This window comes from Streptomyces sp. NPDC057854 (assembly GCF_042797055.1).
Taxonomy (GTDB): Bacteria; Actinomycetota; Actinomycetes; order Streptomycetales; family Streptomycetaceae; genus Streptomyces.
Map to the genome: position 1 here is coordinate 190,562 of NZ_JBHVMF010000009.1, position 22,078 is coordinate 212,639.

The following is a 22,078-nucleotide window of genomic DNA, read 5'->3' on the forward strand; positions in this document are numbered from 1 at the left end:
AGGAGACCCTCATGCCCATCACCCTTGCCCAGGCGCAGGTGAACACGCAGACCGACGTGGACTACGCGGTCATCGACAACCTCCGCCGGTACTCCTGGCTGCTCGACCAGATCGTCTTCGACGACACGGTCAACCCGGGCACCGGCGGCGGCACGCTGACCTACGGCTTCACCCGACTCACGGCCGCCCGCGCCGCCGCGTTCCGCGCGCTGAACGCGGAGTACACCGCCGGGCAGGCCACCCGCGCCCGCTCGACCGTCGACCTCAAGCCCCTCGGCGGCAAGTTCGACATCGACCGCGTCCTCGCCCGCCTCGGCGCCGCGCAGACCAACGAGATCACGTTCCAGATGCAGCAGCTCCTCACCGCGACCCGGACGAAGTTCCAGGATGAGCTGATCAACGGCGATGTCGCGGTCGACGCGAACGGGTTCGACGGCCTGGACAAGGCCCTGACCGGATCCAACACCGAGTACCTCCCCGCCAACGAGGGCGTGACGGCCGGCTACCTCGACTGGACCCGAGGCACCATCGACACCCAGGCCGAGGCCATGGCGCAGCTCGACGTCGTCGACGACTGGCTGTCCCGCATCGTCCCGTCGCACACCGGCGGCGGCGACCAGGGCGAGCCCGGCGCGCTGCCCCCGGGCGTCAAGGGCATCCTCGGCAACACGCGCTCGATCACCCGCCTGCGGGCGCTCGCCCGCTGGGCCGGCATCTACACGCAGGAGCGCGACGACCTCGGCCGCGTCCTGGAGCGGTACGGGCCGTGGGTGCTGGTCGACCTCGGCGACAACGCGCTCGGCACCGCCCCGATCATCCCGATCGAGACCCGCGACGCCGACGGCGCCGGGGCGGGCGGCAACATCACCGGTCTGACGGACCTCTACGCCGCCTCCTTCGGCCTGGACTCCCTGCACGGCGCGTCCGTCGCGGGGGTGCCGCTGGTGCAGACGTGGATGCCCGACTTCGAGCACGCGGGCGCGGTCAAGTCCGGCGAGATCGAGATGGGCCCGGTCGCCATGGTGCTGCGCAACACGAAGGCGTGCGGCGTCCTGCGGAACCTCAAGGTCCAGTAGCCCGGAAGGGAGCAGCACCCCATGACCACGTACCACGTGACCTCTCCCGACCCCGGGTTCAGCGGCGAGTCCTGCGGCGTCCTCTTCGACGAGGGCGCCGCGGTCGTCTCCGACGAGGACAAGGCCGGCCGCCAGGCGATCGAGTACTTCCGGCGGCGCGGCTACGGCCTCACCCCGGCGGCCGACGCCACCGAGCCCGGCCCGCAGGACGGCGGCCTCGGCGAGGGCGGCAAGGCGTTCGACCCGGCGGCGCACGACGCCGCCGAGGTCATCGAGTACCTCAACGACCTCGACCACCAGGCCGACCCGGAGCAGGCCGCCGAGTTCGCCCGCGTCATCGACGCCGAGCGCACGGGGAAGGCCCGCAAGACCGTGCTCGCGCTCGCCGAGGAGGACTGACCCATGCCGCTCACCGCCTCCATGTCGGTGGCCGCAGACGCCACCCTCACCAGCGCCCTGGACCTGGCCACCGCGTCCGCGCCGGTCACCGTCCGGGCCGCCACCACGTGGCAGTCCGGCACCGGCGCCGGACAGGCCGACCGCGCCTGGTCCGACCGCCGCACGCTCGCCGCGTCCGCGACCGAAGACCTCGACCTCGCCGGCGTCCTGCTGGACGCGTTCGGGGCCACGGTCACCTTCGCCCGGATCAAGGGCCTGTACATCCGGGCCGCCGCCACCAACGTCAACAACGTGATCGTCGGGGCCGCGACCGCGAACGCGTGGGCCGCGCTCCTCGGCGCCACCGGCACGCTGACGCTGCGCCCCGGCGCCGCGATCGGCCTGACCACCGGCGCCGCCGACGCCGCCACCTACGCGGTCACGGCCGGCACCGGCGACCTGCTGAAGGTCGCCAACAGCGGCGCCGGGACGGCGGTCTCGTACGACATCGTCATCATCGGCGCCAGCGCCTGAGGGAGGTGGTCGCCATGGCTCGTGTCTACGCGACCGCCGCCCAGTACGAGGCGTACACCGGCGCGCCGGGGCCGGCCGACATCGACGCCCGGCTCCGGCGCGCCAGCGCGTTCCTCGACGCGCACGTCTTCCGGTACTGCCGCTACGACGTCGACGGCGCCGGGCTGCCCTCCGCCCTGCCGGTGGCCGCAGCGTTCGCCGACGCGGCGTGCGCACAGGCGGAGTGGGGCATCGACGTCGGCGACACCACGGGGGCCGCCGGCGTCGGCTGGGGAAAGGTGGAGATCGGCTCGGTGCGGCTGGAGCGGTCCCTCACCTCAACGTCCGGGGCCGACGCCCCGGGCCGCCAGGTGGCCCCGGCCGTCTGGGATGCGCTGCAGGCGCCGGACATCACGCCCGAACTGCTGCTGCTCGGGGTGGTGGTCGCGTGCTGACGATCCCCGCCTGGGCGCTCATCCACCGCGTCCAGGTGGAGAGGTACCTCGGGACCGGACCGTCCGGCCCGGCGTACGGACCGGCCGTCGAAGTGCGCTGCCTGGTGGAGGACAAGACCAGGCTCGTCCGGTCGCCGTCCGGCGACGAGATGGTATCCACGACCACCTTCTACTCGATGCCCGGCACCGTCGCCCCGCCGAAGTCCCGCGTGCTGCTGCCGTCCGGCCGCCGTACGAATGCCATCGCCTGCTACGACCGGGACGGCGGCCAGCTCGGCACCCCCAACCACACGGAGGTGCAGCTCGAATGAGCCCGCAGCATGCCCGCATGTCGTGGCAGGGCGACCGGCTGTGGACCCAGCGCGGTCGGCGGGTTGCCTCCCGGGGTCTGGAGCGCGCTCTGGAGCACGCCCTGGGAGTTTCCAACTCCAGGGTGCCGCTGGACGAGGGCACCCTGGAACGCTCCGGCCGGGTCAACATGATCCGCGAACTGGAGGGCGTGATCACCTACGACACCGTGTACGCGGTCCGCCAGCACGAAGAACTCAGCTGGAAGCACCTGCCGGGCCGCCAGGCGAAGTACCTGGAGTCGGCCATGAACGATGGGCGGGACGTGATGCTCCGGCTGATGGCCGTCTCGCTGCGGGACTGGCTCCGCGGCTGACCCCCGACCACCGACAGCCCGCCGGCGAGCGGGCCCTCACCCATGCCCTGGAGGTGACCGGTGGCCTACACCCGAGACCTTCTCGGCGGGGCCGCGCTGCTGCTCGCGGCAGCGGGGCTCGGCGTCTACCGGCCTGGCGGCGTCTACGGCCCCGACGAGGCCATCACCGCCATCGGCTACGGCACCCGGCCCGAGGCCCCCGACCGGATCCTGTGGCTCAACCCCTACACCGTCGAGGACTCGGACCTGACGGACGCGGTGACCGGCCTCCAGGTCTGGATCCGGACCGGCCCCGACCCGCTCGACACCGCCGACCTCGCCGACGGCGTGTTCGCCGCCCTCCACAACCGGCAGGGCTTCTACCTCGGCACCACCCACGTGGCGCTCGCCTGGCGCCAGTCCCAGGCGCTCCTCGGCCAAGACCCTCACGGGCGCCAGGAGATGACCGCGAACTACTACCTCCGGGCCACGCGGCCCGCCCCGCATCTGATCGACTGAGGAGGACCGCGTCATGTCGACGCCGACCGAGACCGCGCTCGCCCGCAGGTGGCGCATGGACATCAACATGGGCACCGACGAGGCCCCCGACTGGCAGCTGTGCCCCGGGATCACCGAGTTCCAGCCCCAGTTCCCGCCGAACATCGAGAACAGCTCCAGCTACGACTCCAGCGGCTGGGCGGAGAACACCAAGACCGCCCAGGAGTGGTCCGTCGAGACCACGTTCAACCGCAAGTCCAGCCCCGACTCCACCACGTACAGCCCCGTCCACGAGAAGCTGCGCCTGGCCTCGTTCGCCTACGGCGCCGCCTCCAAGGTCGGCGTCCGCTGGTACGACCGCAACGGCCTGCCCGAGGCGTACTCCGGCAAGGCGCTGGTCACCTGGGAGCCGCAGGGCGGCGAGTACACCGCCCTCGACCAGGTGCAGGTCACCCTCACCGGCGACGGCGTCCTCAGCCTCATCGCGAACCCGGTGACCCCCTGATGGCCGGCTTCAGGGTCCTGGAGGAGTTCCTCGGCGACTCCCTCGACCTCCCCGTGAAGTGCAAGGACGGCCAGGTCCGCACCTTCCACATCGAGGGCCCGTCCGCCGAGGACGGCCTCAAGGTAGAGAAGCTGATGGAGACCGGCATCAAGCTGGCCGCCGACCCGGAGGCCGTCCCGGACGCCACCGCTCTCGACGACCTCGCCGAGCTCAACCTCTACCGGGCCGCGCTCGGCGCCACGTACGACGACGCCCTCGCGCAGCTCGACTGGTCCCGATTCCGCCACGTGGCGCTCACCGCCGTCCTGTGGATCAGCCAGGGCCTCGACGCCGCCGAGCAGTTCTGGAACACCGGCGGCGACCCTTCTCAGGCGGGCCCGGCGAACAGGGAGCAGCGCCGGGCCTCATCCCGTGCGGCGAAATCGACCCCGTCACGGGCCTCGCGGAGTGGTACGAGCACCCCGCCGGCTACCGCCCGCGGCCGGAAGGCCACCCGGACCTGACGTGGGGCGCGCTGCTGGAGCAGTGGGCGCTCATCGAGGCCGACCTCCACGAGGTGTACGGCCTCGACCTCTCGACGCCCGGCCTGCTTCAGCAGCGCTCCTGGCGGTGGCTCCGCGTCCGGATCCTCGGCCTGCTGTCCACGGAGTGCCGGATCCAGCGGCACTTCGCACCACCTGAACCCAAGACACCGAAGGGGGTGCGATAGCCCATGGCGCTCACGGTCGGCGAGCTGGTCGGCATCATCCGCGCAGACGACTCCGGCTGGCGCTCCGGGCTCGCCGCCGCCCGCCTGCGCCTGCGCGGCCTCACCACCGACGCCGAGGGCCAGCTCCGAGACCTCCGCGGGCGGTTCATCTCCGAGGGCGAGGCCGCCGGCCGCGGGCTGGCGGACGGCATCCGGCACTACTCCGGCGTGGCCGTCAACGCGCTGAAGAAGATCGGGCCCGCCGCCGCCAAGGTCGGCATCGGCATCCCGGCGGTCGCCGCGCTCACCACCGCCATCGGCGGCCTGGCCGCCGGCGCGGTCGCGGCGGGGCTGGCGGTCGGCGCGTTCCAGCTCGCGATCAAGCCGCAGATGGCGCAGATGAAGGACGCGTCCGCTGCGGCTGACGCGCTGGCCAAGGCCGAGGAGGACGAAGCCCGCAAGGCCCAGCTCGCCGCCAAGCTGAAGGCGGAGGGGAGCGACCTGGCCGGGAAGGCCGCGAAGGCGTACACCACCGCCCGGCTGAAGACCCGCGACGCCGAGCTGGCCTACATGCGGCAGACCGCGGGCCTGCCGAAGGCGACCAGGGACGCGGCTCTCGCCCAGGCCAAGCTCAAGGCCGCACACGAGGACTGGTCCGCGTCCCTCTCCAGCACGACGATGCCCGTCTTCACCAAGGGCCTGAACATCCTGCGCGAGCTGCTGCCGACCCTCACCCCGTTCGTGAAGGCCGCGGCCGGCGCGCTGGACGACATGCTGACCAAGGTCGCCAAGGGCATCAAGTCGGCGCGCTTCAAGGAGTGGGCGGCCGACATGGCCGAGGCGTCCGGCCCGGCGCTGTCCAACTTCATCACGGTGCTCGGCAACCTCGGCCGGGGCTTCATGGGCCTGATGCAGGCGTTCCTGCCCACCTCGAAGGGCGTGACCGGCGGCCTGGTCGGCATGACCGACGCCTTCGCCGACTGGGCGCAGGGCCTCAAGGGCAGCGAGGGGTTCGAGAAGTTCCTCGACATCGCCCGCGAGGGCGGCGGCGCGCTCGGCCAGCTCGCGCTCGCGGCCGGCAACCTGCTGGTCGCGCTCGGCCCGCTGATCGGGGTGACGGCCGAGATCGCGCTGGCCATCGCCAGCATCATCAACAGCCTGCCGCCGGACGTCCTCGCTGGCCTCGCGGCCGGCGTCACCGCAGTCGCGCTCGCGTTCAAGGCGTACCAGCTGTACGCCCGGCTCGCGGCGCTCGCGTCCCTGATGCTGGAGTCGCGGCTGTGGATGCAGATCGGCCTGTGGTTGGCCGCGGCCCGTACGGCAGTCGCGTCGATGCTCGCCATGGCCCGCGCGGCCATCGTGCACGCGGCCACGGTCGCGGCGGCCTGGCTCGGCGCCGCGCTCCGGGCGGTCGGACAGTTCGCCCTGGCGGTCGCCCGGGCGGCCCTCGCGGTCGTCGGGCAGATGGCCATGATGGCGGCCCGCGCGGTCGCCTGGGCCGCGACGATGGCGGCACAGTGGCTGATCGCCATGGGCCCGATCGGCTGGGTCATCATGGCGGTCGCCGGCCTGGTGGCGCTGATCATCGCGTACTGGGACGAGATCAAGGCCGCGACGAAGGTGGCGTGGGAGTGGATTTCCCGCACCGTCACCGACATCGGCAAGGCGATCGTCAACTGGTTCATGTCCTGGCCCATCTGGCCCGCGATCGCGAAGAAGTGGCAGGAGGTCAAGGCCGGCACCAAGGCCATGTGGGACGGCCTGACGAACTGGATCCGGCAGCTCCCCGGCCGGATCCTCGGCTACTTCGCCAGCTGGACCATCGCCACCACGATCTCCCGGCACTGGCAGCGCGCGAAGGAAGGCGCAGTCCGCCAGGGCCGCGCGCTCCTCGACTGGATGCGGAACCTCCCCCGGGAGATCGGGCGCGCCGTCGGCAACCTCGGCTCGCTCCTCGTCGGCGCGGGCATGGACGTCGTCCGCGGCCTGTGGAACGGCATCAAGTCGATGGGCTCCTGGCTGAAGTCGCAGGTCAGCGGCTGGGTGCGGTCCGTCATCCCTGGGCAGATCGCCGACAGCCTCGGCATCCACAGCCCGTCCCGGGTCACCGCCAAGCAAGGCGAGTGGATCGCCCGCGGCCTGGTGGTCGGCATGACCGGCAGCCTGGGCCAGATCCGGTCGACGGCGCAGCGGATGGCGAACATCATCATCGACGCCACCGAGGTGACCCTGAAGCCTCTCCTGAAGCGGAAGCCCCGCAAGGAGAAGAAGGAGGTCAAGGGCACCAAGGCGCAGCGGGAGCGGATCCGCGAGCAGAACAGGGAGATCGACCAGCAGAACCGCGAGATCGACCGGCAGAACCGGAAGATCGACGAGCAGAACCGGAAGATCAAGGAACAGAACAAGCTCCTGCTGCAGCGGTCGAAGGACAACCGCGACAAGGCCATGCGGATCCTCAACATCGGCACCGCCAGGCTCACCACGCTCGCCAAGCGCGAGGAGAAGGTAGCCGCGAGGCTGAAGGACGCGACGGCCAAGCTCAACGACCTGATCAAGGCGCGGAACAAGCTTGCCGAGGACGTGAAGAAGGGCGTCCTGGACGCCGCGAACATCACGAACGACCAGGGCGAGGGCGGCACCACCGCCGCCAGCATCCTCGCCAACCTCCAGGTCAACCTCGCCAAGGCGAAGAAGTTCGCCGAGGACCTGGAAAAGCTCCGCAAGAAGGGCGTCAGGGCCGACCTGATCGCCCAGATCGCGCAGGCCGGCGTGGAGCAGGGCAGCGCCGCTGCTGCTGCGCTGGCGTCCGCTTCCTCGGGCCAGATCAAGCAGATCAACGACACCCAGGCCCAGTTGGTCAAGGCCGCCACCCAGGCGGGCAACACCGCTGGCGACGCCATGTACGGCGCCGGCATCCGCGCTGCGCAGGGCCTGGTGGAGGGCCTGAAGAAGGAACAGGCCGCGATCGAGGAGCAGATGGTGCGGATCGCCGTCGCCATGCAGAAGGCCATCAAGCGGGCCCTCGGGATCAAGTCGCCGTCGCGGGTGATGGCCGCGGTCGGCCGCTTCATCCCCGCGGGCCTGGTGCGGGGCATCGAGTCCGGCCGGTCGGCGGTCGACGCCTCGATGTCCAGCCTCGTCACGGCGCCGACGCCCACCGTCGCGGCCGGCGCGTATGCGGGCGCGGGCGGCCCGGGCGGCTCCGGGGCCCGCCGGGAGCCGGTACAGATCGTCATCAGCTCCGACGGGCGCCGGCACTCCGACTTCCTCGTGGAAGAGCTGCGGAAGTCGATCCAGGCACGCGGAGGCGACGTGCAACTCGTACTCGGACAAAGGAGGTAGACCGTGGCGTTTCCCGAGGACCCGCTCGGCGTGCGAGTGGGTCTCCAGGCCGGCGGCGTCTGGACGGACGTCACGGCGGACGTCTACACGCGTGACCCGATCAACATCGCCCGCGGCAAGCCGGACGGATCCGCCGTGGCGGATCCGTCCCGCTGCACCCTCACCCTCAACAACGCGGGCGGCAAGTACAGCCCCCGGAACCCGCTCAGCCCCTACTTCGGCGCCATCGGCCGCAACACGCCGCTGCGCGTCTCCGTCCCCGGTGCCACCCGTCACCTCTTCCTCCCCGACGGCTTCGGACGCGCCGTCACCCCCGACCACGCCGCCCTCGACATCACCTCCGACATCGACATCCGCGCCGACTTCGACCCGACGCAGTGGCTCGACGTTGGCGCTGGCTACGAGATCGCGATGAAGTGGGACACCGTGGGCCAGCGGGCCTGGCGCTTCATGATCACCGGCGAGGGGCAGATCCTCATCGGCTGGTCCACCACCGGCTCCAACATCATGGAGGCCCGCTCCTCGCGTCTCACCGTGCCCCGGCGCCGGTACTGCGTGCGCGCCACCCTCGACGTCAACAACGGCCTCGGCGGGTGGACAGCGACCTTCTACATGGCCGAGACGATGGCCGGCCCGTGGGTCGAGATCGGCCAGACGGTGACCACCTCGGGGACGACCAGCATCTTCGCCTCCACGGCCGCCCTGGAGGTGGGCGACGCCGCCAACCTGGTCTTCACCCGCATGGAGCGGCGGATCTACTCGGTCGAGGTCCGTTCCGGCATCAACGGGACCGTCGTCGCCAACCCCGACTTCACCGCCCAGACGCCGGGCACCACCGGCTTCACGGACGGAGCAGGCAGGGTCTGGACCATCGACAACGGCGGCATCATCAGCGATCGCCAGTACCGGTTCTTCGGCGAGGTGTCGTCCTGGCCGCCCCAGTGGGCGCCGTCCGGCGAGGACATGTGGACCAGCGTCGAGGCCGCGGGCGTCCTGCGGCGCCTCCAGCAGGGCCGCAAGGCGCTGCCGTCCACGCTGCGCCGCCGCGTCCCCTCCTACCTGCCGCTCGCCTACTGGCCGTGCGAGGACTCCACCGGCGCCACACACGCAGCGAGCGCCCTCGTCGGCGGCAGCCCCCTGGCCGTCTCGGGGTGGGACATGGCCCAGGACGACACCCTCGGCGGCTCCTCCCCTCTGCCCTCGCTCTCGCCAGGCGCCACGATGCGGGGATCGGTGCCTGTGCCGTCCGTGGCGACGAACCAGTGGGCCCTGTGCATGCCGTACCGGATGGACGGCACCGCGCCTGCCGCCGAGCAGGAAGTGCTGTCCTGGACCACCACCGGCACCGTCCGCCGCTGGCGCATCACCATGGGCGCCACCGGCACTCACGTCTACGGCTACGACTCGGCCGGGGCGCTCGCGGTAGACCACCCGATCGCCACCGGCGTGAACCTGTTCACCGGCTGGTGGCGGCTGGAGTTCGCCGCCGCGCAGTCCGGCGGGAACATCGCCTACGAGATCCGCTGGACGAACATCGGGAGCGGCGCCGCATCGGTCCCCGGGACCGTCGCCGGCGTGGTCGGCCGAGTCACCCAGGTCGACACCTCGTTCGGCCCGGCGCTCCCCACCTTCCACGTCGGCCACATCACCGTGTGGGGCACGGACAGCATCTCCAGCGCGTACCACTCCGCGGACCACGGCTTCACCGCCGAGGCCGCCACAGATCGGCTCGTCCGGCTCGCGCGCGAGGCGCAGAACGGCCGGATCGGCGTGTTCAGCGCCATCGGCCAGCCCTCCACCCCCATGGGCCAGCAGCGGCCCGACACCCTCATCGCCCTCATGCAGCAGTGCGCGGACTCGGACCTCGGCATGCTCACCGAAGACCGCGCGTCCACCAGGCTCACCTACCGGGCACGCAGCACGCTGTACAACCAGCCGGTACGGATGACCCTCGACTACTCCGCCGGCGACCTCGCGCCACCGCTGGAGCCCGTGGACGACGACCAGGCCACCCGCAACGACATCACGGTGAACCGCATCAGCGGCTCCTCCAGCCGCGCCGTGCTGGAAACGGGCCCCATGTCGGTCGAGGCGCCGCCGAACGGTGTCGGCCTGTACGACACCACGTCGGACCTGTCCCTCGCTACCGACGACCAGCCCCAGCACATCGCGGGGTGGCTGCTCCACCTGGGCACCTGGGACGAGTCCCGCGTGCCTGTCGTCCACCTCGCGCTGCACCGCACACCCCACCTGATCGAGGCGTTCCTCGCGCTGGAACTCGGCGACCGCATCCAGATCACGAACACCCCGCCGTGGCTGCCGCCAGGGCCGATCGACCTGATCGTCCAGGGCATCAGCGAGACCCCCGGCATCCGCACCTGGACGGCCACCCTCACCTGCGTGCCCGCAGGCCCGTGGACGGTCGCAGTCACCGACGATCCGGTGCGCGCCCGGCCCGGAACGGACGGCACCACCCTCGGCACGGCCGTGACCCAGGCAGCCACCTCGATGTCGTTCGTGTCCAGCCCCGGCCCGGCCTGGACCACCACCGGCCCCTTCCCCATCGACGCGCTGATCGGCGGCGAGCAGATCCGCATCACCGGCATCACGGGGACCGGCCTCACCCAGACCGCGACCGTCGTCCGGTCCGTCAACGGCATCTCGAAGCCCCACGCGGCGGGGGCACCGATCCAGGTCCTCCAACCCGCCACCGTCGCCCTCTAGGAGGCCCCACGTGCCCTACTACGCCTTCCTGGCAGGCGAAACCCTGACCGCTGCCAAGCTCAACACCCGCCTGATCGAGGAGGTCATGGAGTGGACCCCCCTGGCCAACCTCGGCACCTTCGCCACCGGCATGACGCCGAACGCCGCCAAGGTCCCCCGCATGCGCATCCTGCGGATCCTGGGCACCGAGGTCTGGGAGTACGAGGGCCGGATCAACACGGCCGGCGGCACGCTCGTGAACACCACCCAGACCCTCTTCACCTTCAACTCGCCGTACCGGCCGTCCGTCGAGCACGGCACTGCCGCCTACGCCGCCAGCAGCGCGCATTTCCCGGTGCGCCTCGGCCTGATGACGTCGGGGGCGCTCACCGCCTCCGTCCCGACGGGCGGCGCGTCGCCGACCACCGTGTGGCTCGACAACGTGCGCTTCACCAACCCCCTCTGACCTGCCGTTCCACCGCCTGCCCTGTGCCGTCTGGCCGGGGCTTTTCTGCTTCCTGGAGGCCCGCATGTCCCATCCGACCCCGGCCGTTGGCCGGATCGTGCACTTCGTCAGCTACGGCACACCGGGCGGCGAGTACACCTCGCAGTGCCGCGCCGCGATCATTACGGCCGTACACGGACCGTTCCTCGTAGACCTCGCCGTCCTGAACCCCGAGGGCATGTTCTTCAACCGCGAGGTGACCCACGGAGAGCCGCGCGCCGACGGTTCGTACGAGGGCGGCTCCTGGCACTGGCCGGAGCGTGTGTGATGGCCGTACCGATCACCCCCGACGAGTGGATCGCCGCCCTCCGCGCGGAGGGCGTCACCGACATCGTCGAGATGAAGGGCTGGCGCACCCACAACCGCAACGGCCGCGGCGCCTGGGGCGACGTCCACGCCAGCATGGTCCACCACACCGCCGGAGAGGGCCCTGGCCTTGCGGCCTGGTGCTACAACGGCAACGCCGACCTCCCCGGCCCGCTGTGCCACGACTTCCTCGCCCGCTCCGGCACCCTCTACCTCGTCGGCAACGGCCGCGCGAACCACGCCGGGAAGGTCGCGCGCAACGCGTACGAGGCCGTCCTGAACGAGCGCGGCGAGCACCCGGCGCCGGGCCCGGACGAGATCGATGGCAACGCCGTCAGCTACGGCCTGGAGGTCGAGAACAGCGGCGAGCCCGGCCGGGACTGGACGGCGAAGCAGTACGACGTCGCCGTCCGCGTCCAGGCCGCCCGCTGCCGGTTCCACGGCTGGTCCGCCGACTCGGTGTGGGCCCACAAGGAAGCCACGACGAGAAAGCCGGCCGACCCCCGGCTCGACATGGACGACTTCCGCGCCGACGTCGCCGAGCGGCTGCGGCACCCGGCGTCCTGGAACCCCGGCGACAAGCCCGCCCCGCCCCCACCTCCGGCCACGCCGAGGCCCACCCCCGAGAAGGAGCCCATCGTGGCCCTGACCCGAGACGACATCACCCGCGTCGCGCTCAGGATCCTGGAGTACCGCAACCCGGCCGCCGACGAGAAGTCGAAGAAGGCCGGGCGCCGCATCCCCGACTTCTACGGCTACGTCGTGCGGACGTACGAGGCCGTCGTCGCGCTCGGCGCGAAGGTCGACCGTCTGAACACCCTGCTCGCCGCCCAGAAGGAGAAGTGACCATGTCCGACGCCGCCAAGCGCACCGCCCGCACCGTCCTTCAGACCGCCCTCGGCTTCGCCGTCGCCCTCCCCGCGATCGTCAGCGCCTCCGGGATCCCCGAGGCCCTGCCCTGGGTCGCCGGCGGCCTCGCCGTCGCGGGCGGCTTCGCCCGCACCATGGCCCTGCCCGGGGTGCAGGCGCTGCTCCCGTCCTGGCTCCGTACCGCCGAGCCGGAGCCCCGCCGGTGACGCCGGCGGAGTCGGGGCAGGTGCTCCTCGAACTGGAGCGGCTGCGGGGCACGCTGGACGCCGGCTTCGCGCGGGTGGACGGCTCGCTCGCGCTGCTGGTGCAGCGGTCGGACCAGACCGACAAGCAGCTCGCCGACCACGAGGCGCGTCTCGACGCGTTGGAAAAGAACAGGTGGCCGCTGGCCTCGATCGCCGCGCTGACCGCCGTCGCTGGTGCGGGGCTCGCGTTCTGGGAGCTGGCCGGCCGCTGAAAACACATCGCCCCCTCCAGCGCCTCATGCGCAGGAGGGGGCAGTTTTCTCATGCCTGGGGCGGCTGCTGATTCAATTCGACAGGCACTTCACAATAGACAAACCAAGGCTTCTGCCCTTTTGCGCGGCACTCGATCTTCATCCGCACCTTTTGAAAGAGGTACTCCTGACGCCAACGCTCCTCCGCGTCTGCATCGTTCCACCAGAAGGGCGGCCTGGTTCTACGCATATCCAGCCGCTTGAGGTCATCCCGCTCAAGGGCAAACGAGGGTGTCGTCCGACCGGGCTCAGCTACGTCGTCGATACCTGGGGTGAACTGGTAGGGCCCCCAGATTTGCCCGGCTACATCAGCGGCCGTCGGCGGCGGAGCCGTCCGTGGAGTGCGATCAACCTCGTCGTCGCGAATGGTGACGACAACACTTTCCAAGCGGTCCAATCCGATGGGGCCGGTTAGCTTGAGACGGAACCAAGCACGATCACCTAGCGGCGGCCGAATCACTTTCACCTCCAATTCTGGGGTGAGTTCCCTGTGCCATCGTTCGCGCTCGATACCTGCCAGAGCCTCCGCCGTATCGCTGGCCCGGCTTGTGGCCGCCCACGACGCCAGGGCTGCGAGAAGCGCGCCTCCCGCCACCACGACATTGGCGTCATCGACCTCAAGCCAGTCCGCCCGTATCGTGACAACGGCGGCCAGCACCAGAAGCACCGCGGCAGCAATCGGCCATACGCGCCTGATCGTCTTCCTCGACATGGCTGGATGCTACGGCTAGGTCAGGCGGCGTCGTACCCGTGCTTCGCCAGCACCAGGGCCCGCCAGTGCCGCCACTGCGCGTCCCACCGCGCATGCTGCTCCTCGGCCCAGCCGCCCGGCTGGGTCGGTCGGCCGTACTCCTCTTGGAGCCGCAGCAGCGCCGCGTGCGCGTCCTCGGGGGTCTCGCCGGTCACGTTCTCGTCAGCCACAGCCGGGATCGTACGCGGCCGGTCTGCCGGGACGGCGCCCGGGCACGCCGACTCAGTCGAGCAGGCCGAGTTCCGTGTCCGGCCGGCAGATCGCGCACGCCGTGGGGCCGCCGCCGGCGAGCACGCGGAGTGCCTCCTCGCGGGTCAGAGGCCGGGTGTGGCTGCTGGTCATCCGGCAGTCGCCAGTGTGCACGGAGTCCGGCACGGGCCTGCCCCCGGCGCGCAGGAAGGACAGCACGAACGGGGCCGGCTGCCGTGGCGGGCGAGCGGTGGCCGCGGCCCGCTGCTGCTCTTGGCGGGAGATCTCGGCGCGGACCCGGTGGAGCTGTAGCTCCAGCCACGTCTCCAGGGTCTGGAGGCGCGGCAGATCCGGCGGCAAGTCGTTCACGTGTTCGATTCTAAGAGGGTGAGGCAGACGACTCCACCCCGACCCCCTACGCTCCCCTCCCATGACGATCAAGACCGTGGCGCTGGACATCGGCGAGACCCTGACCCGAGACGATCGATACTGGGCCGCCTGGGCCGACTGGCTCGACGTCCCCCGGCACACCCTCTCCGCCCTCGTCGGCGCCGTCGTCACCCAGGGCCGCGACAACGCCGACGCCCTCCGGCTCGTCCGCCCCGGCATCGACCTCGCCGCCGAGTACGCCGCCCGCGAGGCCGCCGGCCGCGGCGAGCACCTGGACGAGACCGACCTGTACCCCGACGTCCGCCCCGCCCTCGCCCGGCTGCGCGCGCTCGGCGTCCGGGTGGTGATCGCGGGCAACCAGACCGTGAAGGCGGGCGAGCTGCTGCGCGCCCTGGACCTGCCGGCGGACCTGGTGGTGGCGTCCGCCGAGTGGGGCGTCGCAAAGCCGGAGCCTGGCTTCTTCGCCCGTGTGATCGAGGCCGCGGAGGCCAAGCCGCACGAGACGCTCTACGTGGGCGACCACCCAGCGAACGACGTCTTCCCCGCCCGGGCGGCCGGACTGCGCACGGCACACCTGCGCCGCGGCCCCTGGGGGCACTACTGGGCGACCGACCCCGACGTCCGCGCGGCGGCCGACTGGAGCATCGGCTCGCTCGACGAACTCGCGGGCGTCGTCAACGAGTAGGTGACGAACCGGCACTTCACGGGGCGGCGCGCCGGTACCGTCAGAGCATGTCCGCCGACAGCCCGCGCGAGGTCGGCGAGCGCATCGCCGCACGCCGCCGCGCACGCCGCCTCACCCAGACCCAGCTCGCCTCCGCCTCCGACGTCTCGTACGCGATGGTCCGCGCCATCGAGCGCGGAGCCCGCCGCCCCAGCGACGACGTCCTCGAAGCGATCGCCGGCGCGCTCGCGGTCGACGCCTCCCAGCTCCGCACCGGCCACGTCGGCACCAAGCGCCGCGTCCACCAGGCGCTGCCCGAGCTGTCCGCCACGATCACCGGCTACGACATCCCCCAGGGCCCGCCCGGCCGGACACCTGACGAACTCGCCGCGGCCGTGTCCACGGCTGTGCAGCACCGCCTGTCTGCCCAGTACGGTCAGCTCGCCGCGACGATCCCGGCCGTGCTGGCCGACGCGATCCGCTACGTCCACACCGCCCCGGCCGCCGAGCACCCGGCCGCGGCCCGGATGCTCGCCTCCGCCGCGAGGAGCGCGGACGCCATCGCGTTCAAGTTCGGCGCCCGCGACCTGTCCGCCCGCCTCATCGACCTGATGCGCTGGGCCGCCGACCGCTCCACCGACCCCCTCGTCCAGGCCGTCACCGCCTACGTCCGCACCGAGGTCTTCTTCGCCGCCCGCGCGCACGCCGTCGGCCTCACCGCCCTGGAGCAGGCCCTCGACACAGGACCCGCCCCCGACGTCCGCTCGGCCGCCGCCGCCCGCGGCGCACTCCACATGCGGGCCGCCGTCATCGCCGGCCGCGACGGCAACGCGGACGCCGCCGACCTCCACCTCACGCACGCCCGCCAGCTCGCCGCCGCCCTTCCCGAGGGCACCTACCTGGGCACCGCCTTCGGCCCGGACTCCGTCCGCGCGCACGAGATCGCCGTCGCCGTGAGCCTCGGCCCGGAGCACGTCGACCGCGCCCTCGCCGTCGCCACCGCCTGGAAGCCGAGCAGCGCCATGTCGGCCGAGCGGCGCAGCGGCGTCTACATCGAACTCGCCCGCGCGCAGACCTGGGCCGGCCTCCACCGGGACACCTGGGAGAGCCTGTGCGTCGCCCGCGCCGCAGCCCCGCAGCACACCCGCGAACACCCCTGGGCCCGCGAGGCCGCCGCCGACCTCCGCCGACACCACCGCGCCGACGCCGAGGCCGTCACCCGCTTCGCGGAGTGGGTCGGCGCCGTCTGACCGACTGCTACAAGCTGTAGCAGTTGCGCCACCCGCGGCGCTGCACCATCTCCCTGCCCACCACACCACGGACAGGGAGGAGGCACCCGCCATGGCACTCGTACTCGTCGACGGCCAGGTCAGCATCGCCCGGCTCCACGGCCGCGCCTGCTGGCACTGCGGCGCCGTCACCACCACACTCGCCCCGGCCGGGACCGTCGTCCTGGCCGGCAGCCCCGACCTCTGGGACATCGTCTCCTGCGGCTGCTCCCCGATCCCGGCGCAGCGCACCGAGGAGGCCCGGTGACGGCCCCGGCACCCGCGCGGAACTGCACGTACTGCCTCCGGCCCGAGGCGGACGCATGCGTGCGGGTCCAGGGCGACGGCACCCACGTGTACGGCCACCGCCGTTGCGCGCTGGAGCGCGGCGTGCGCCCCCTCTACGTCTTCACCAACGAGGGGGGCGACCGCCGATGACCACTGCTCTCCGGCACCTGCTCTGGCGGATCAAGCCGGACCCGGCCCGGCAGGCCCCCATCCGGTACGTGCAGTGCCGCGACTGCGAAGAGCGCTCGCCCGTCGAGGGCTCCCAGGCCGAGGGCGACCTCTGGGCCATGGACCACGCCGGACGCACGGGCCACCGGCGCTACCGCGAGTTCGCGGCGACCGACCTCGTCGCCGAGCCCCTGCGGGGCCCCCGATGACCGCCCCCGCCCCGCCAGCCGCCCGCTGCCCGGCCTCAGGCGACCGGCCGACGCCCCGGATCGTGCTCCGGACCGGACAGCGGATCGTCCGCGGACCGCTCCGGATCACGGCGGACGGCATCGCGTATCCGGATCCGCGCCCGGACGACCGCGACGCCGAGGGCATCCTGTGGCCGCGGATCGCCGGCGAGGAGACCGGAGCGCCGCTGTACGCCGACATCAACCCGCGCAAGCAGCGGGCCGCCATGGAGGACCCGCAGCGGCTGCTGTGTCAGGTCGGCATGGGCCCGGCCACCGTGACCCCCGACGGGGTGCTGTGGATCGTCCCGCGCCCCACGGGCAGCCCGACGGATCCGGTCCGGACTGGCTGGCCGACGGGCCGGACGTCGGAACCGCCCGTGTGCGCCGCGCACGCGCCGCTGGCGGCCCGCTGGTGCCCCCGGCTCCGGCTCGGCGGGCACGCGGCTCTCCTGGTCCGCCGGGCGCCGCTCGTCGCCGTCGAGGGCACCCTCTACCGGCCGACCGGCGACGGCCGGGTGGAGGCCCGACAGCGGGCCGTGTTCGACCTGGACGAGCACGACGGCCACCAAGAGGGCGTCGACGCGCGATTCCTGCTCGGCGAGTACCTCGTCCGCCAGTTGGAGGACGTCACACCGGTCGACCTCCGGGACCCGGAGCTGTACCGGGACGCCGTGCCGTGCGACGCCGGCCACTGATGTCCCGCCCGCGGGTGTGCGCCTCCGGGCGCTGCCGATCGCTCGCGGGCGGGCTACTCCACGAGGTTGGCGAGCGGCATGTCGAGGGCCTGGGCGATCTGGAGCAGCAGGCTGAGACTCGGGTCGGACGTGCCGTACTCGATGCGGTGGATCGTCTTGTGGTCGACGCCGCAACGGTCCGCGAGGGCGAGCTGGGAGAGGTTCGCGTGCTCGCGGGCGGCGCGGATCCGGGCACCGATCGCCTGTCGGCGGCTCAGCACCCATGCAGGCAGGTCGGAGGGCATCCCTCCAACTTCCGATGATCATGGACCCACGTCTTTACCTGACCAGGTAAAAAGTTCGATCATGAAATGCCGGGGGTACGGCCGCTTCATACCCCTCATGCAGGAATGAGCTCAGCACCATGCACGACATCCGCTGCAAGAACTGCGGCGCGGCAGCATCGGCCGACGGCTCCCCCATCATGCTCGTCAACCTCGTGGACGGCGAGCCGGTCTACGCCTGCACGGAGCACGCTGCCGACCTCGCCGCCCCGCCGGGGGACCTCGCCGTTGCCCTGGCTCAACTCATGGACGTCTTCCGGCGCTTCTACGACGCCTGACCCTGCCCCTCCGCCGCAGTCGACATCCTTTACCTCTATTCGTTGTTACCGGTCGCCTTCGGCCTCTTCATGGTCGGTCTCGACGGCTCGGTCGTCGCCATCGCCAATCCCGCGATCGGCCGGGACCTGGGCGCCTCCACCGCCGACCTGCAGTGGGTCACCAACTCCTACCTGCTGGCCCTCGCGGCGGCGCTGATCCTCGGCGGCAAGCTCGGTGACCGGTTCGGGCGCCGTACCGTCTACCTGACCGGCGTCGTCGGCTTCACCGCCGCGTCCGTGGCCATCGGCCTCGCCGGGTCCATCGAGGGCGTCATCGCCTTCCGCGCGGTGCAGGGCTTCTTCGGCGCCCTGCTCATGCCGAACACCCTGGGGCTGCTGCGTGCGGTGTTCCCGCCGAAGAAGTTCGGCATGGCGGTCGGCATCTGGGCGATGGTCTCGTCGGTGTCCACGGCGCTCGGCCCGATCGTCGGCGGCCTGCTCGTCGAGCACGTCACCTGGGAGTACGTCTTCTACATCAACGCGCCCATCGGCGTCGTCGCGTTCGCCTTCAGCGCCTCCGTCCTGCCGCAGAGCAAGAACACGGCCGCCGCGCAGGAGCGGTTCGACGTCCTCGGCGTCGTCCTGCTGGCGCTCGGCCTGCTCGCCGTCGTCTTCGGCGTGGTGAAGGGCGAGACCTGGGGCTGGACCTCGGCCGGGACGCTGAGCGCGATCGGCGCGGGCCTGGTGATCCTGCTGGTCTTCGGCGTCGTCGAGACCCGTGTCGCGTCGCCGCTGCTGCCCATGCGCCTGTTCCGCAGCCCGGCGCTGACCATCGGCACGGTCATCACCGCGCTCAACTTCTTCGTCCTGCTCGGCGTGATCTTCTTCGTCATGCTCTACCTGCAGAGCGTCCGCGGTTTCGGCCCCGTCGAGGCCGGCGTACGCACCCTGCCGCTCAGCCTCGCGTCGGTCGTGGCGTCCCCGCTGGGGGCGGCGCTCACGGACCGGTTCGGCCCGCGGCTCACCATGCCGCTGGGCATGGCCCTCCAGGCGGTCGCCTGCTTCCTGATGCTCGGCTGGAGCCCCGACTCCGCCTACGCGGCGATGTGGCCGCCGTTCATCGCGCTCGGCCTCGGCGTCGGCATGGTGATGGCGTCCTCCTCCGAGGCCATCGTCGGCAACGCCCCGGTCCAGGACGGTGGTGTGGCCGGCGGCCTCCAGGCCACCGCCCTCCAGATCGGCGGCGCCCTCGGCACCTCCGTGCTCGTCTCCCTCATCAGCAGCCGCGTCGGCTCCACGCTGACCGGTGAACTCACCGCCGCCGGAGTCCCCGCCGCGGCGGCGGCCGGACTGCACGAGGCGAAGGACGCCGTCGCCATGGGCATCGCCCCCGTCTCCGACCAGATGCCCGCGCAGCTCAGGGCGGCCGTCACCGAAGGCAGTCACCTGGCCTTCATGAACGGCGTGCACACGGCGGTCCTCGTCGCCGGCCTGCTGTGCGTCGCCGGCGCGGTGCTGGCCGCGCTCGGGGTGCGGCGGGCGGCCTCGGGGACGGAGGGGCGGGACGACTGACGGTTGCCGGTCGTCGATCGTCGGTCGTCGGCTGACGGCTGACGGCTGACGGCTGACGGCTGACGGCTGACGGCTGACGGCTGACGGCTGACGGTCAGGGCTCGTTCTTCACGGCTGACAGCTCGTGGTGGGTGGCGGGGTGGGGCTTTCCGGCCGCCCCGCCACCGTGCGTACCGCTGCGAGCCGACGGGCTTCGGCCATGACCTCCGCGTCGATCTCCCGCACGCTGCCGCCGTACTCGAGGATGCCGTACTCGTCATCCAGCTCGGCCAGCCGTCGCGTCAGGGCCAACCCATGTCCGTACCGGCGATGGATCCGGAAGGTGAGCTCCCAGGGCTTCAGCTCGTCCGCGAGCAGCTGCCGCACGAGCGCACGTACGGCGGCTTCCTGACCGGCCGTACTGTCGGCCGGCTGGAGGGCGAGGCCCAGCTCGTCCAGCGCCGGGGGCAGCAGGTCGTGGACGTCGTAGTCGGCCTCGGCGCGGGTGCAGGCGGCGAGGATGCGCAGGGCGGGGGTGTCGAGTCCGGCCACGAGCGCGTCGCACGCGGCATCGACGACCTCGCTCGCCCTCGCCTCGCCCACGTTCCAGAGGGCGGCACGGTCGTGGAGGGCGAGGGCGGCTGCTTCGGTCGGCGTCACCCGGCCATGATGACGCCCGGGGCCTGTCCGGGGCGAGGACGTTTTCGGGGCCACGGTCGAGGTCGCTGCCGGCACCGGGGGCACGCGCGGCGAAGGTCGAGCAGCGAGCCCGGCGCGACCGGCGGGACAGGCCGCTCGGTCGCCCCTGCCGTCACGCGTCGACGTACTGGGCGGCGTACTCCTCGCTCGGCGGGACGACCGTGATCACGTCGATCAGCACGCCGTCGGGAGCGGCGAGGATGAAGTGGCGCTGGCCGAACTCCTCCGTGCGGAGCGGCAGAACCTCGCGCAGGCCCGCCTCCGTGACGAGCCGCCGGTGCTCGGCGTCGACGTCGTCCACCTCGAAGTTGAGCAGCAGGCCGCCCTGGAGTGCGGCCCGGCGGGTCGCGGGGACGGAGGGGTGGGCGGGGTCGAGAAGGGCCAGCTCGTACTGCGGGGCGTCGGGGCGGCGCAGGCTGACGTACCAGTCGGCCTCGAAGGTGACGTCGAAGCCGAGGTGACGGGTGTAGAAGTCGCGGGAGGCCGCGACGTCCCGGGTGGCGAGCACCGGGTAGAAGCCGGTGAGCCTGTTCTCGGGGGTGGCGGTCTGGACGTCGTTCGTCATGGTGAGCTCCTCTGCAGCCCTCGCGCCCCGTTCACATACCCAGGGTATGTGAATCTCGGCGTCAGCACACCCTCGGTACGCGAAACGGGAAGGGTCACTTCGACAGCAAGGCCGGACTCTTCCGGGCCGTCGTCGGCGAGGTGCAGCAGGAACTGGGCGAGCGGGTCGAGGCCGAGGCGGAGCGGCACGAGGACCTGTGGGAGCAGCTACGGGCGGGCTGCCGGGCCTTCCTCGCGGCGGGTACCGACCCTGCCGTACGGCGGATCCTGCTGGTCGACGCGCCGACCGTGCTGGGCTGGGACGAGTGGCGGGCCATGGACGAGGAGTCGTCGGCCCGGCACCTCGCGGAGGCGCTGGCGGCGCTCGTCGACGCCGGGGTGATCGCCGATCAGCCGGTGGAGCCGCTTGCGCGACTGCTGTCGGGGGCGATGAACGAGGCAGCGCTCTGGATCGCGCGGGGCGGAGACCCGCGGGCAGGGGAGCAGGCACTCGACCGACTCCTGGCCGGGCTGCGCACGCCGGACTGACCTGCCTGCGCCCTGGGCCCGCCCGGCCGGCGTTCAGGACGCTTCGGGTCGGTGGTCGGCGTCGTACGCGTCGCGGTTGCGGCCGATCTCGGTCTGGTGCTCCTGCACCCAGTGGACGAGCCCGGCGACAGCGTCGCTCAATGACCGCCCCAGGGGCGTGAGTTCGTACTCGACGCGCGGCGGCACCTGACGGTAGGGCGTGCGCTTCACCAGGCCGTCGCGGGTCAGCGCGCGCAGGGTCTGGCTCAGCATGCGCTCGGAGACCCCGGCGATCCGGCTGTGCAGCGCCGTGAAGCGGAGGGGCCCGTCGGCGAGCGTGGTGACGACCAGCACCGTCCACTTGTCTCCGACCCGGGCGAGGAGGTCCCGCACGAGGACGATGGTGGACGCGCACTCGGGCGTGACGCCGGCGGCCTCCAGTTGCGAGCGCAGCGCCGATCCCATGGTCCTGCCTGTTCCCTTCGGGTGCGTGACTGACTTCGAAGTGCGTAAGCGGGAGATCTCGTCCGCGGCCACCGCACCCGCGTTACATACG

Annotated in this window: 32 protein-coding genes; 25 read left to right on the forward strand and 7 right to left on the reverse strand. The window is 72.1% G+C overall.

Going from position 1 to position 22,078, the window contains the following annotated elements; all coding sequences use genetic code 11:
• Positions 1–11: 11 nt before the first annotated feature.
• The 16 genes from ACFVQZ_RS15715 to ACFVQZ_RS15790 all read left to right on the forward strand — a co-directional run bounded on the left by ACFVQZ_RS15715 (position 12) and on the right by ACFVQZ_RS15790 (position 12,939).
• The gene (locus ACFVQZ_RS15715) at positions 12–1,076 is read left to right on the forward strand and encodes a major capsid protein (RefSeq protein WP_383622740.1); all 1,065 of its coding nucleotides are present in this window, start codon (positions 12–14) and stop codon (positions 1,074–1,076) included.
• 21 nt (positions 1,077–1,097) lie between these two features.
• A complete protein-coding gene (locus ACFVQZ_RS15720) occupies positions 1,098–1,475 on the forward strand; it encodes a hypothetical protein (protein ID WP_383622742.1) in 378 nt (125 codons plus the stop codon).
• A 3-nt stretch (positions 1,476–1,478) separates the two neighbouring features.
• Entirely contained in the window at positions 1,479–1,988 is a 510-nt protein-coding gene (locus tag ACFVQZ_RS15725) for a hypothetical protein (RefSeq protein WP_383622745.1), read from the forward strand.
• A gap of 14 nt (positions 1,989–2,002) precedes the next feature.
• A complete protein-coding gene (locus tag ACFVQZ_RS15730) occupies positions 2,003–2,422 on the forward strand; it encodes a hypothetical protein (protein WP_383622748.1) in 420 nt (139 codons plus the stop codon).
• The gene (locus ACFVQZ_RS15735) at positions 2,416–2,733 is read left to right on the forward strand and encodes a hypothetical protein (RefSeq protein ID WP_383622750.1); all 318 of its coding nucleotides are present in this window, start codon (positions 2,416–2,418) and stop codon (positions 2,731–2,733) included. Before ACFVQZ_RS15730 ends, ACFVQZ_RS15735 begins: the two co-directional genes overlap by 7 nt.
• Positions 2,730–3,086 (forward strand): hypothetical protein, encoded by a 357-nt coding sequence (locus tag ACFVQZ_RS15740; protein ID WP_383622753.1) that lies wholly within the window; start codon positions 2,730–2,732, stop codon positions 3,084–3,086. Before ACFVQZ_RS15735 ends, ACFVQZ_RS15740 begins: the two co-directional genes overlap by 4 nt.
• A 60-nt stretch (positions 3,087–3,146) precedes the next feature.
• The gene (locus tag ACFVQZ_RS15745) at positions 3,147–3,584 is read left to right on the forward strand and encodes a minor capsid protein (protein ID WP_383622756.1); all 438 of its coding nucleotides are present in this window, start codon (positions 3,147–3,149) and stop codon (positions 3,582–3,584) included.
• A 13-nt stretch (positions 3,585–3,597) separates the two neighbouring features.
• Positions 3,598–4,068 carry a phage tail tube protein gene (locus ACFVQZ_RS15750; protein ID WP_383622759.1) on the forward strand — a complete coding sequence of 157 codons (471 nt, stop codon included), beginning with the start codon at positions 3,598–3,600 and terminating at the stop codon, positions 4,066–4,068.
• A complete protein-coding gene (locus ACFVQZ_RS15755) occupies positions 4,068–4,571 on the forward strand; it encodes a hypothetical protein (protein ID WP_383622762.1) in 504 nt (167 codons plus the stop codon). Before ACFVQZ_RS15750 ends, ACFVQZ_RS15755 begins: the two co-directional genes overlap by 1 nt.
• Before the next feature lie 209 nt (positions 4,572–4,780).
• A complete protein-coding gene (locus ACFVQZ_RS15760) occupies positions 4,781–8,098 on the forward strand; it encodes a hypothetical protein (protein WP_383622765.1) in 3,318 nt (1,105 codons plus the stop codon).
• A 3-nt stretch (positions 8,099–8,101) separates the two neighbouring features.
• Positions 8,102–10,822: a hypothetical protein gene (locus ACFVQZ_RS15765; RefSeq protein WP_383622768.1), complete on the forward strand. Its 2,721-nt coding sequence runs from the start codon at positions 8,102–8,104 to the stop codon at positions 10,820–10,822.
• A gap of 10 nt (positions 10,823–10,832) precedes the next feature.
• Complete coding sequence (locus ACFVQZ_RS15770) at positions 10,833–11,267, forward strand: hypothetical protein (RefSeq protein ID WP_383622771.1); 435 nt, start codon at positions 10,833–10,835, stop codon at positions 11,265–11,267.
• A gap of 64 nt (positions 11,268–11,331) precedes the next feature.
• Positions 11,332–11,574: a hypothetical protein gene (locus ACFVQZ_RS15775; RefSeq protein WP_383622774.1), complete on the forward strand. Its 243-nt coding sequence runs from the start codon at positions 11,332–11,334 to the stop codon at positions 11,572–11,574.
• A complete protein-coding gene (locus tag ACFVQZ_RS15780) occupies positions 11,574–12,458 on the forward strand; it encodes an N-acetylmuramoyl-L-alanine amidase (RefSeq protein ID WP_383622777.1) in 885 nt (294 codons plus the stop codon). The genes ACFVQZ_RS15775 and ACFVQZ_RS15780 overlap by 1 nt, the downstream gene beginning before the upstream one ends.
• A gap of 2 nt (positions 12,459–12,460) precedes the next feature.
• Entirely contained in the window at positions 12,461–12,688 is a 228-nt protein-coding gene (locus ACFVQZ_RS15785) for a hypothetical protein (protein ID WP_383622780.1), read from the forward strand.
• A complete protein-coding gene (locus tag ACFVQZ_RS15790) occupies positions 12,685–12,939 on the forward strand; it encodes a hypothetical protein (protein WP_383622782.1) in 255 nt (84 codons plus the stop codon). The genes ACFVQZ_RS15785 and ACFVQZ_RS15790 overlap by 4 nt, the downstream gene beginning before the upstream one ends.
• A gap of 49 nt (positions 12,940–12,988) precedes the next feature.
• On the opposite strand, the gene ACFVQZ_RS15795 is transcribed toward ACFVQZ_RS15790, so the two are convergent.
• Genes ACFVQZ_RS15795 through ACFVQZ_RS15805 form a run of 3 tightly spaced genes read right to left on the reverse strand, consistent with a single transcriptional unit; the run spans position 12,989 to position 14,287 of the window.
• Complete coding sequence (locus ACFVQZ_RS15795) at positions 12,989–13,690, reverse strand: hypothetical protein (RefSeq protein WP_383622785.1); 702 nt, start codon at positions 13,688–13,690, stop codon at positions 12,989–12,991.
• Positions 13,691–13,710: 20 nt separating this feature from the next.
• The gene (locus ACFVQZ_RS15800; RefSeq protein ID WP_383622788.1) at positions 13,711–13,899 is read right to left on the reverse strand and encodes a hypothetical protein; all 189 of its coding nucleotides are present in this window, start codon (positions 13,897–13,899) and stop codon (positions 13,711–13,713) included.
• A 52-nt stretch (positions 13,900–13,951) separates the two neighbouring features.
• Positions 13,952–14,287: a DUF6233 domain-containing protein gene (locus tag ACFVQZ_RS15805; protein WP_383622791.1), complete on the reverse strand. Its 336-nt coding sequence runs from the start codon at positions 14,285–14,287 to the stop codon at positions 13,952–13,954.
• A 61-nt stretch (positions 14,288–14,348) separates the two neighbouring features.
• Here ACFVQZ_RS15805 and ACFVQZ_RS15810 point away from each other — a divergent pair, with 61 nt between their 5' ends.
• The 6 genes from ACFVQZ_RS15810 (at position 14,349) to ACFVQZ_RS15835 (ending at position 17,621) form a co-directional block, all read left to right on the forward strand.
• A complete protein-coding gene (locus ACFVQZ_RS15810; protein ID WP_383622794.1) occupies positions 14,349–14,993 on the forward strand; it encodes an HAD family hydrolase in 645 nt (214 codons plus the stop codon).
• Positions 14,994–15,040: 47 nt separating this feature from the next.
• A complete protein-coding gene (locus ACFVQZ_RS15815; protein ID WP_383622797.1) occupies positions 15,041–16,222 on the forward strand; it encodes a helix-turn-helix domain-containing protein in 1,182 nt (393 codons plus the stop codon).
• Between the two features lie 91 nt (positions 16,223–16,313).
• Positions 16,314–16,508: a hypothetical protein gene (locus ACFVQZ_RS15820; protein WP_383622800.1), complete on the forward strand. Its 195-nt coding sequence runs from the start codon at positions 16,314–16,316 to the stop codon at positions 16,506–16,508.
• Complete coding sequence (locus tag ACFVQZ_RS15825; protein WP_383622803.1) at positions 16,505–16,678, forward strand: hypothetical protein; 174 nt, start codon at positions 16,505–16,507, stop codon at positions 16,676–16,678. The genes ACFVQZ_RS15820 and ACFVQZ_RS15825 overlap by 4 nt, the downstream gene beginning before the upstream one ends.
• Positions 16,675–16,905, forward strand: coding sequence for a hypothetical protein (locus ACFVQZ_RS15830; RefSeq protein WP_383622806.1), 231 nt, complete (start codon positions 16,675–16,677; stop codon positions 16,903–16,905). Before ACFVQZ_RS15825 ends, ACFVQZ_RS15830 begins: the two co-directional genes overlap by 4 nt.
• Positions 16,902–17,621 (forward strand): hypothetical protein, encoded by a 720-nt coding sequence (locus tag ACFVQZ_RS15835; RefSeq protein WP_383622809.1) that lies wholly within the window; start codon positions 16,902–16,904, stop codon positions 17,619–17,621. Before ACFVQZ_RS15830 ends, ACFVQZ_RS15835 begins: the two co-directional genes overlap by 4 nt.
• Positions 17,622–17,674: 53 nt before the next feature.
• Here the strand turns inward: ACFVQZ_RS15835 and ACFVQZ_RS15840 are convergent, their stop codons facing one another.
• Complete coding sequence (locus ACFVQZ_RS15840; protein ID WP_383622812.1) at positions 17,675–17,905, reverse strand: helix-turn-helix domain-containing protein; 231 nt, start codon at positions 17,903–17,905, stop codon at positions 17,675–17,677.
• 119 nt (positions 17,906–18,024) lie between these two features.
• Between ACFVQZ_RS15840 and ACFVQZ_RS15845 the strand changes: the two genes are divergently transcribed.
• Together ACFVQZ_RS15845 and ACFVQZ_RS15850 are read left to right on the forward strand one after the other, a co-directional pair.
• Positions 18,025–18,222 carry a hypothetical protein gene (locus ACFVQZ_RS15845; protein ID WP_383622815.1) on the forward strand — a complete coding sequence of 66 codons (198 nt, stop codon included), beginning with the start codon at positions 18,025–18,027 and terminating at the stop codon, positions 18,220–18,222.
• Between the two features lie 24 nt (positions 18,223–18,246).
• Complete coding sequence (locus ACFVQZ_RS15850; RefSeq protein ID WP_383622989.1) at positions 18,247–19,773, forward strand: MFS transporter; 1,527 nt, start codon at positions 18,247–18,249, stop codon at positions 19,771–19,773.
• A gap of 108 nt (positions 19,774–19,881) precedes the next feature.
• Here the strand turns inward: ACFVQZ_RS15850 and ACFVQZ_RS15855 are convergent, their stop codons facing one another.
• The gene (locus ACFVQZ_RS15855) at positions 19,882–20,412 is read right to left on the reverse strand and encodes a hypothetical protein (RefSeq protein WP_383622818.1); all 531 of its coding nucleotides are present in this window, start codon (positions 20,410–20,412) and stop codon (positions 19,882–19,884) included.
• 151 nt (positions 20,413–20,563) lie between these two features.
• Entirely contained in the window at positions 20,564–21,016 is a 453-nt protein-coding gene (locus tag ACFVQZ_RS15860; RefSeq protein ID WP_030496120.1) for a VOC family protein, read from the reverse strand.
• Positions 21,017–21,156: 140 nt separating this feature from the next.
• On the opposite strand from ACFVQZ_RS15860, the gene ACFVQZ_RS15865 reads away from it, so the two are divergent.
• Positions 21,157–21,543 (forward strand): hypothetical protein, encoded by a 387-nt coding sequence (locus ACFVQZ_RS15865; RefSeq protein ID WP_383622821.1) that lies wholly within the window; start codon positions 21,157–21,159, stop codon positions 21,541–21,543.
• Between the two features lie 33 nt (positions 21,544–21,576).
• Here ACFVQZ_RS15865 and ACFVQZ_RS15870 read toward each other — a convergent pair whose 3' ends face one another.
• Entirely contained in the window at positions 21,577–21,987 is a 411-nt protein-coding gene (locus tag ACFVQZ_RS15870; RefSeq protein WP_081959286.1) for a helix-turn-helix domain-containing protein, read from the reverse strand.
• Positions 21,988–22,078 lie beyond the last annotated feature (91 nt).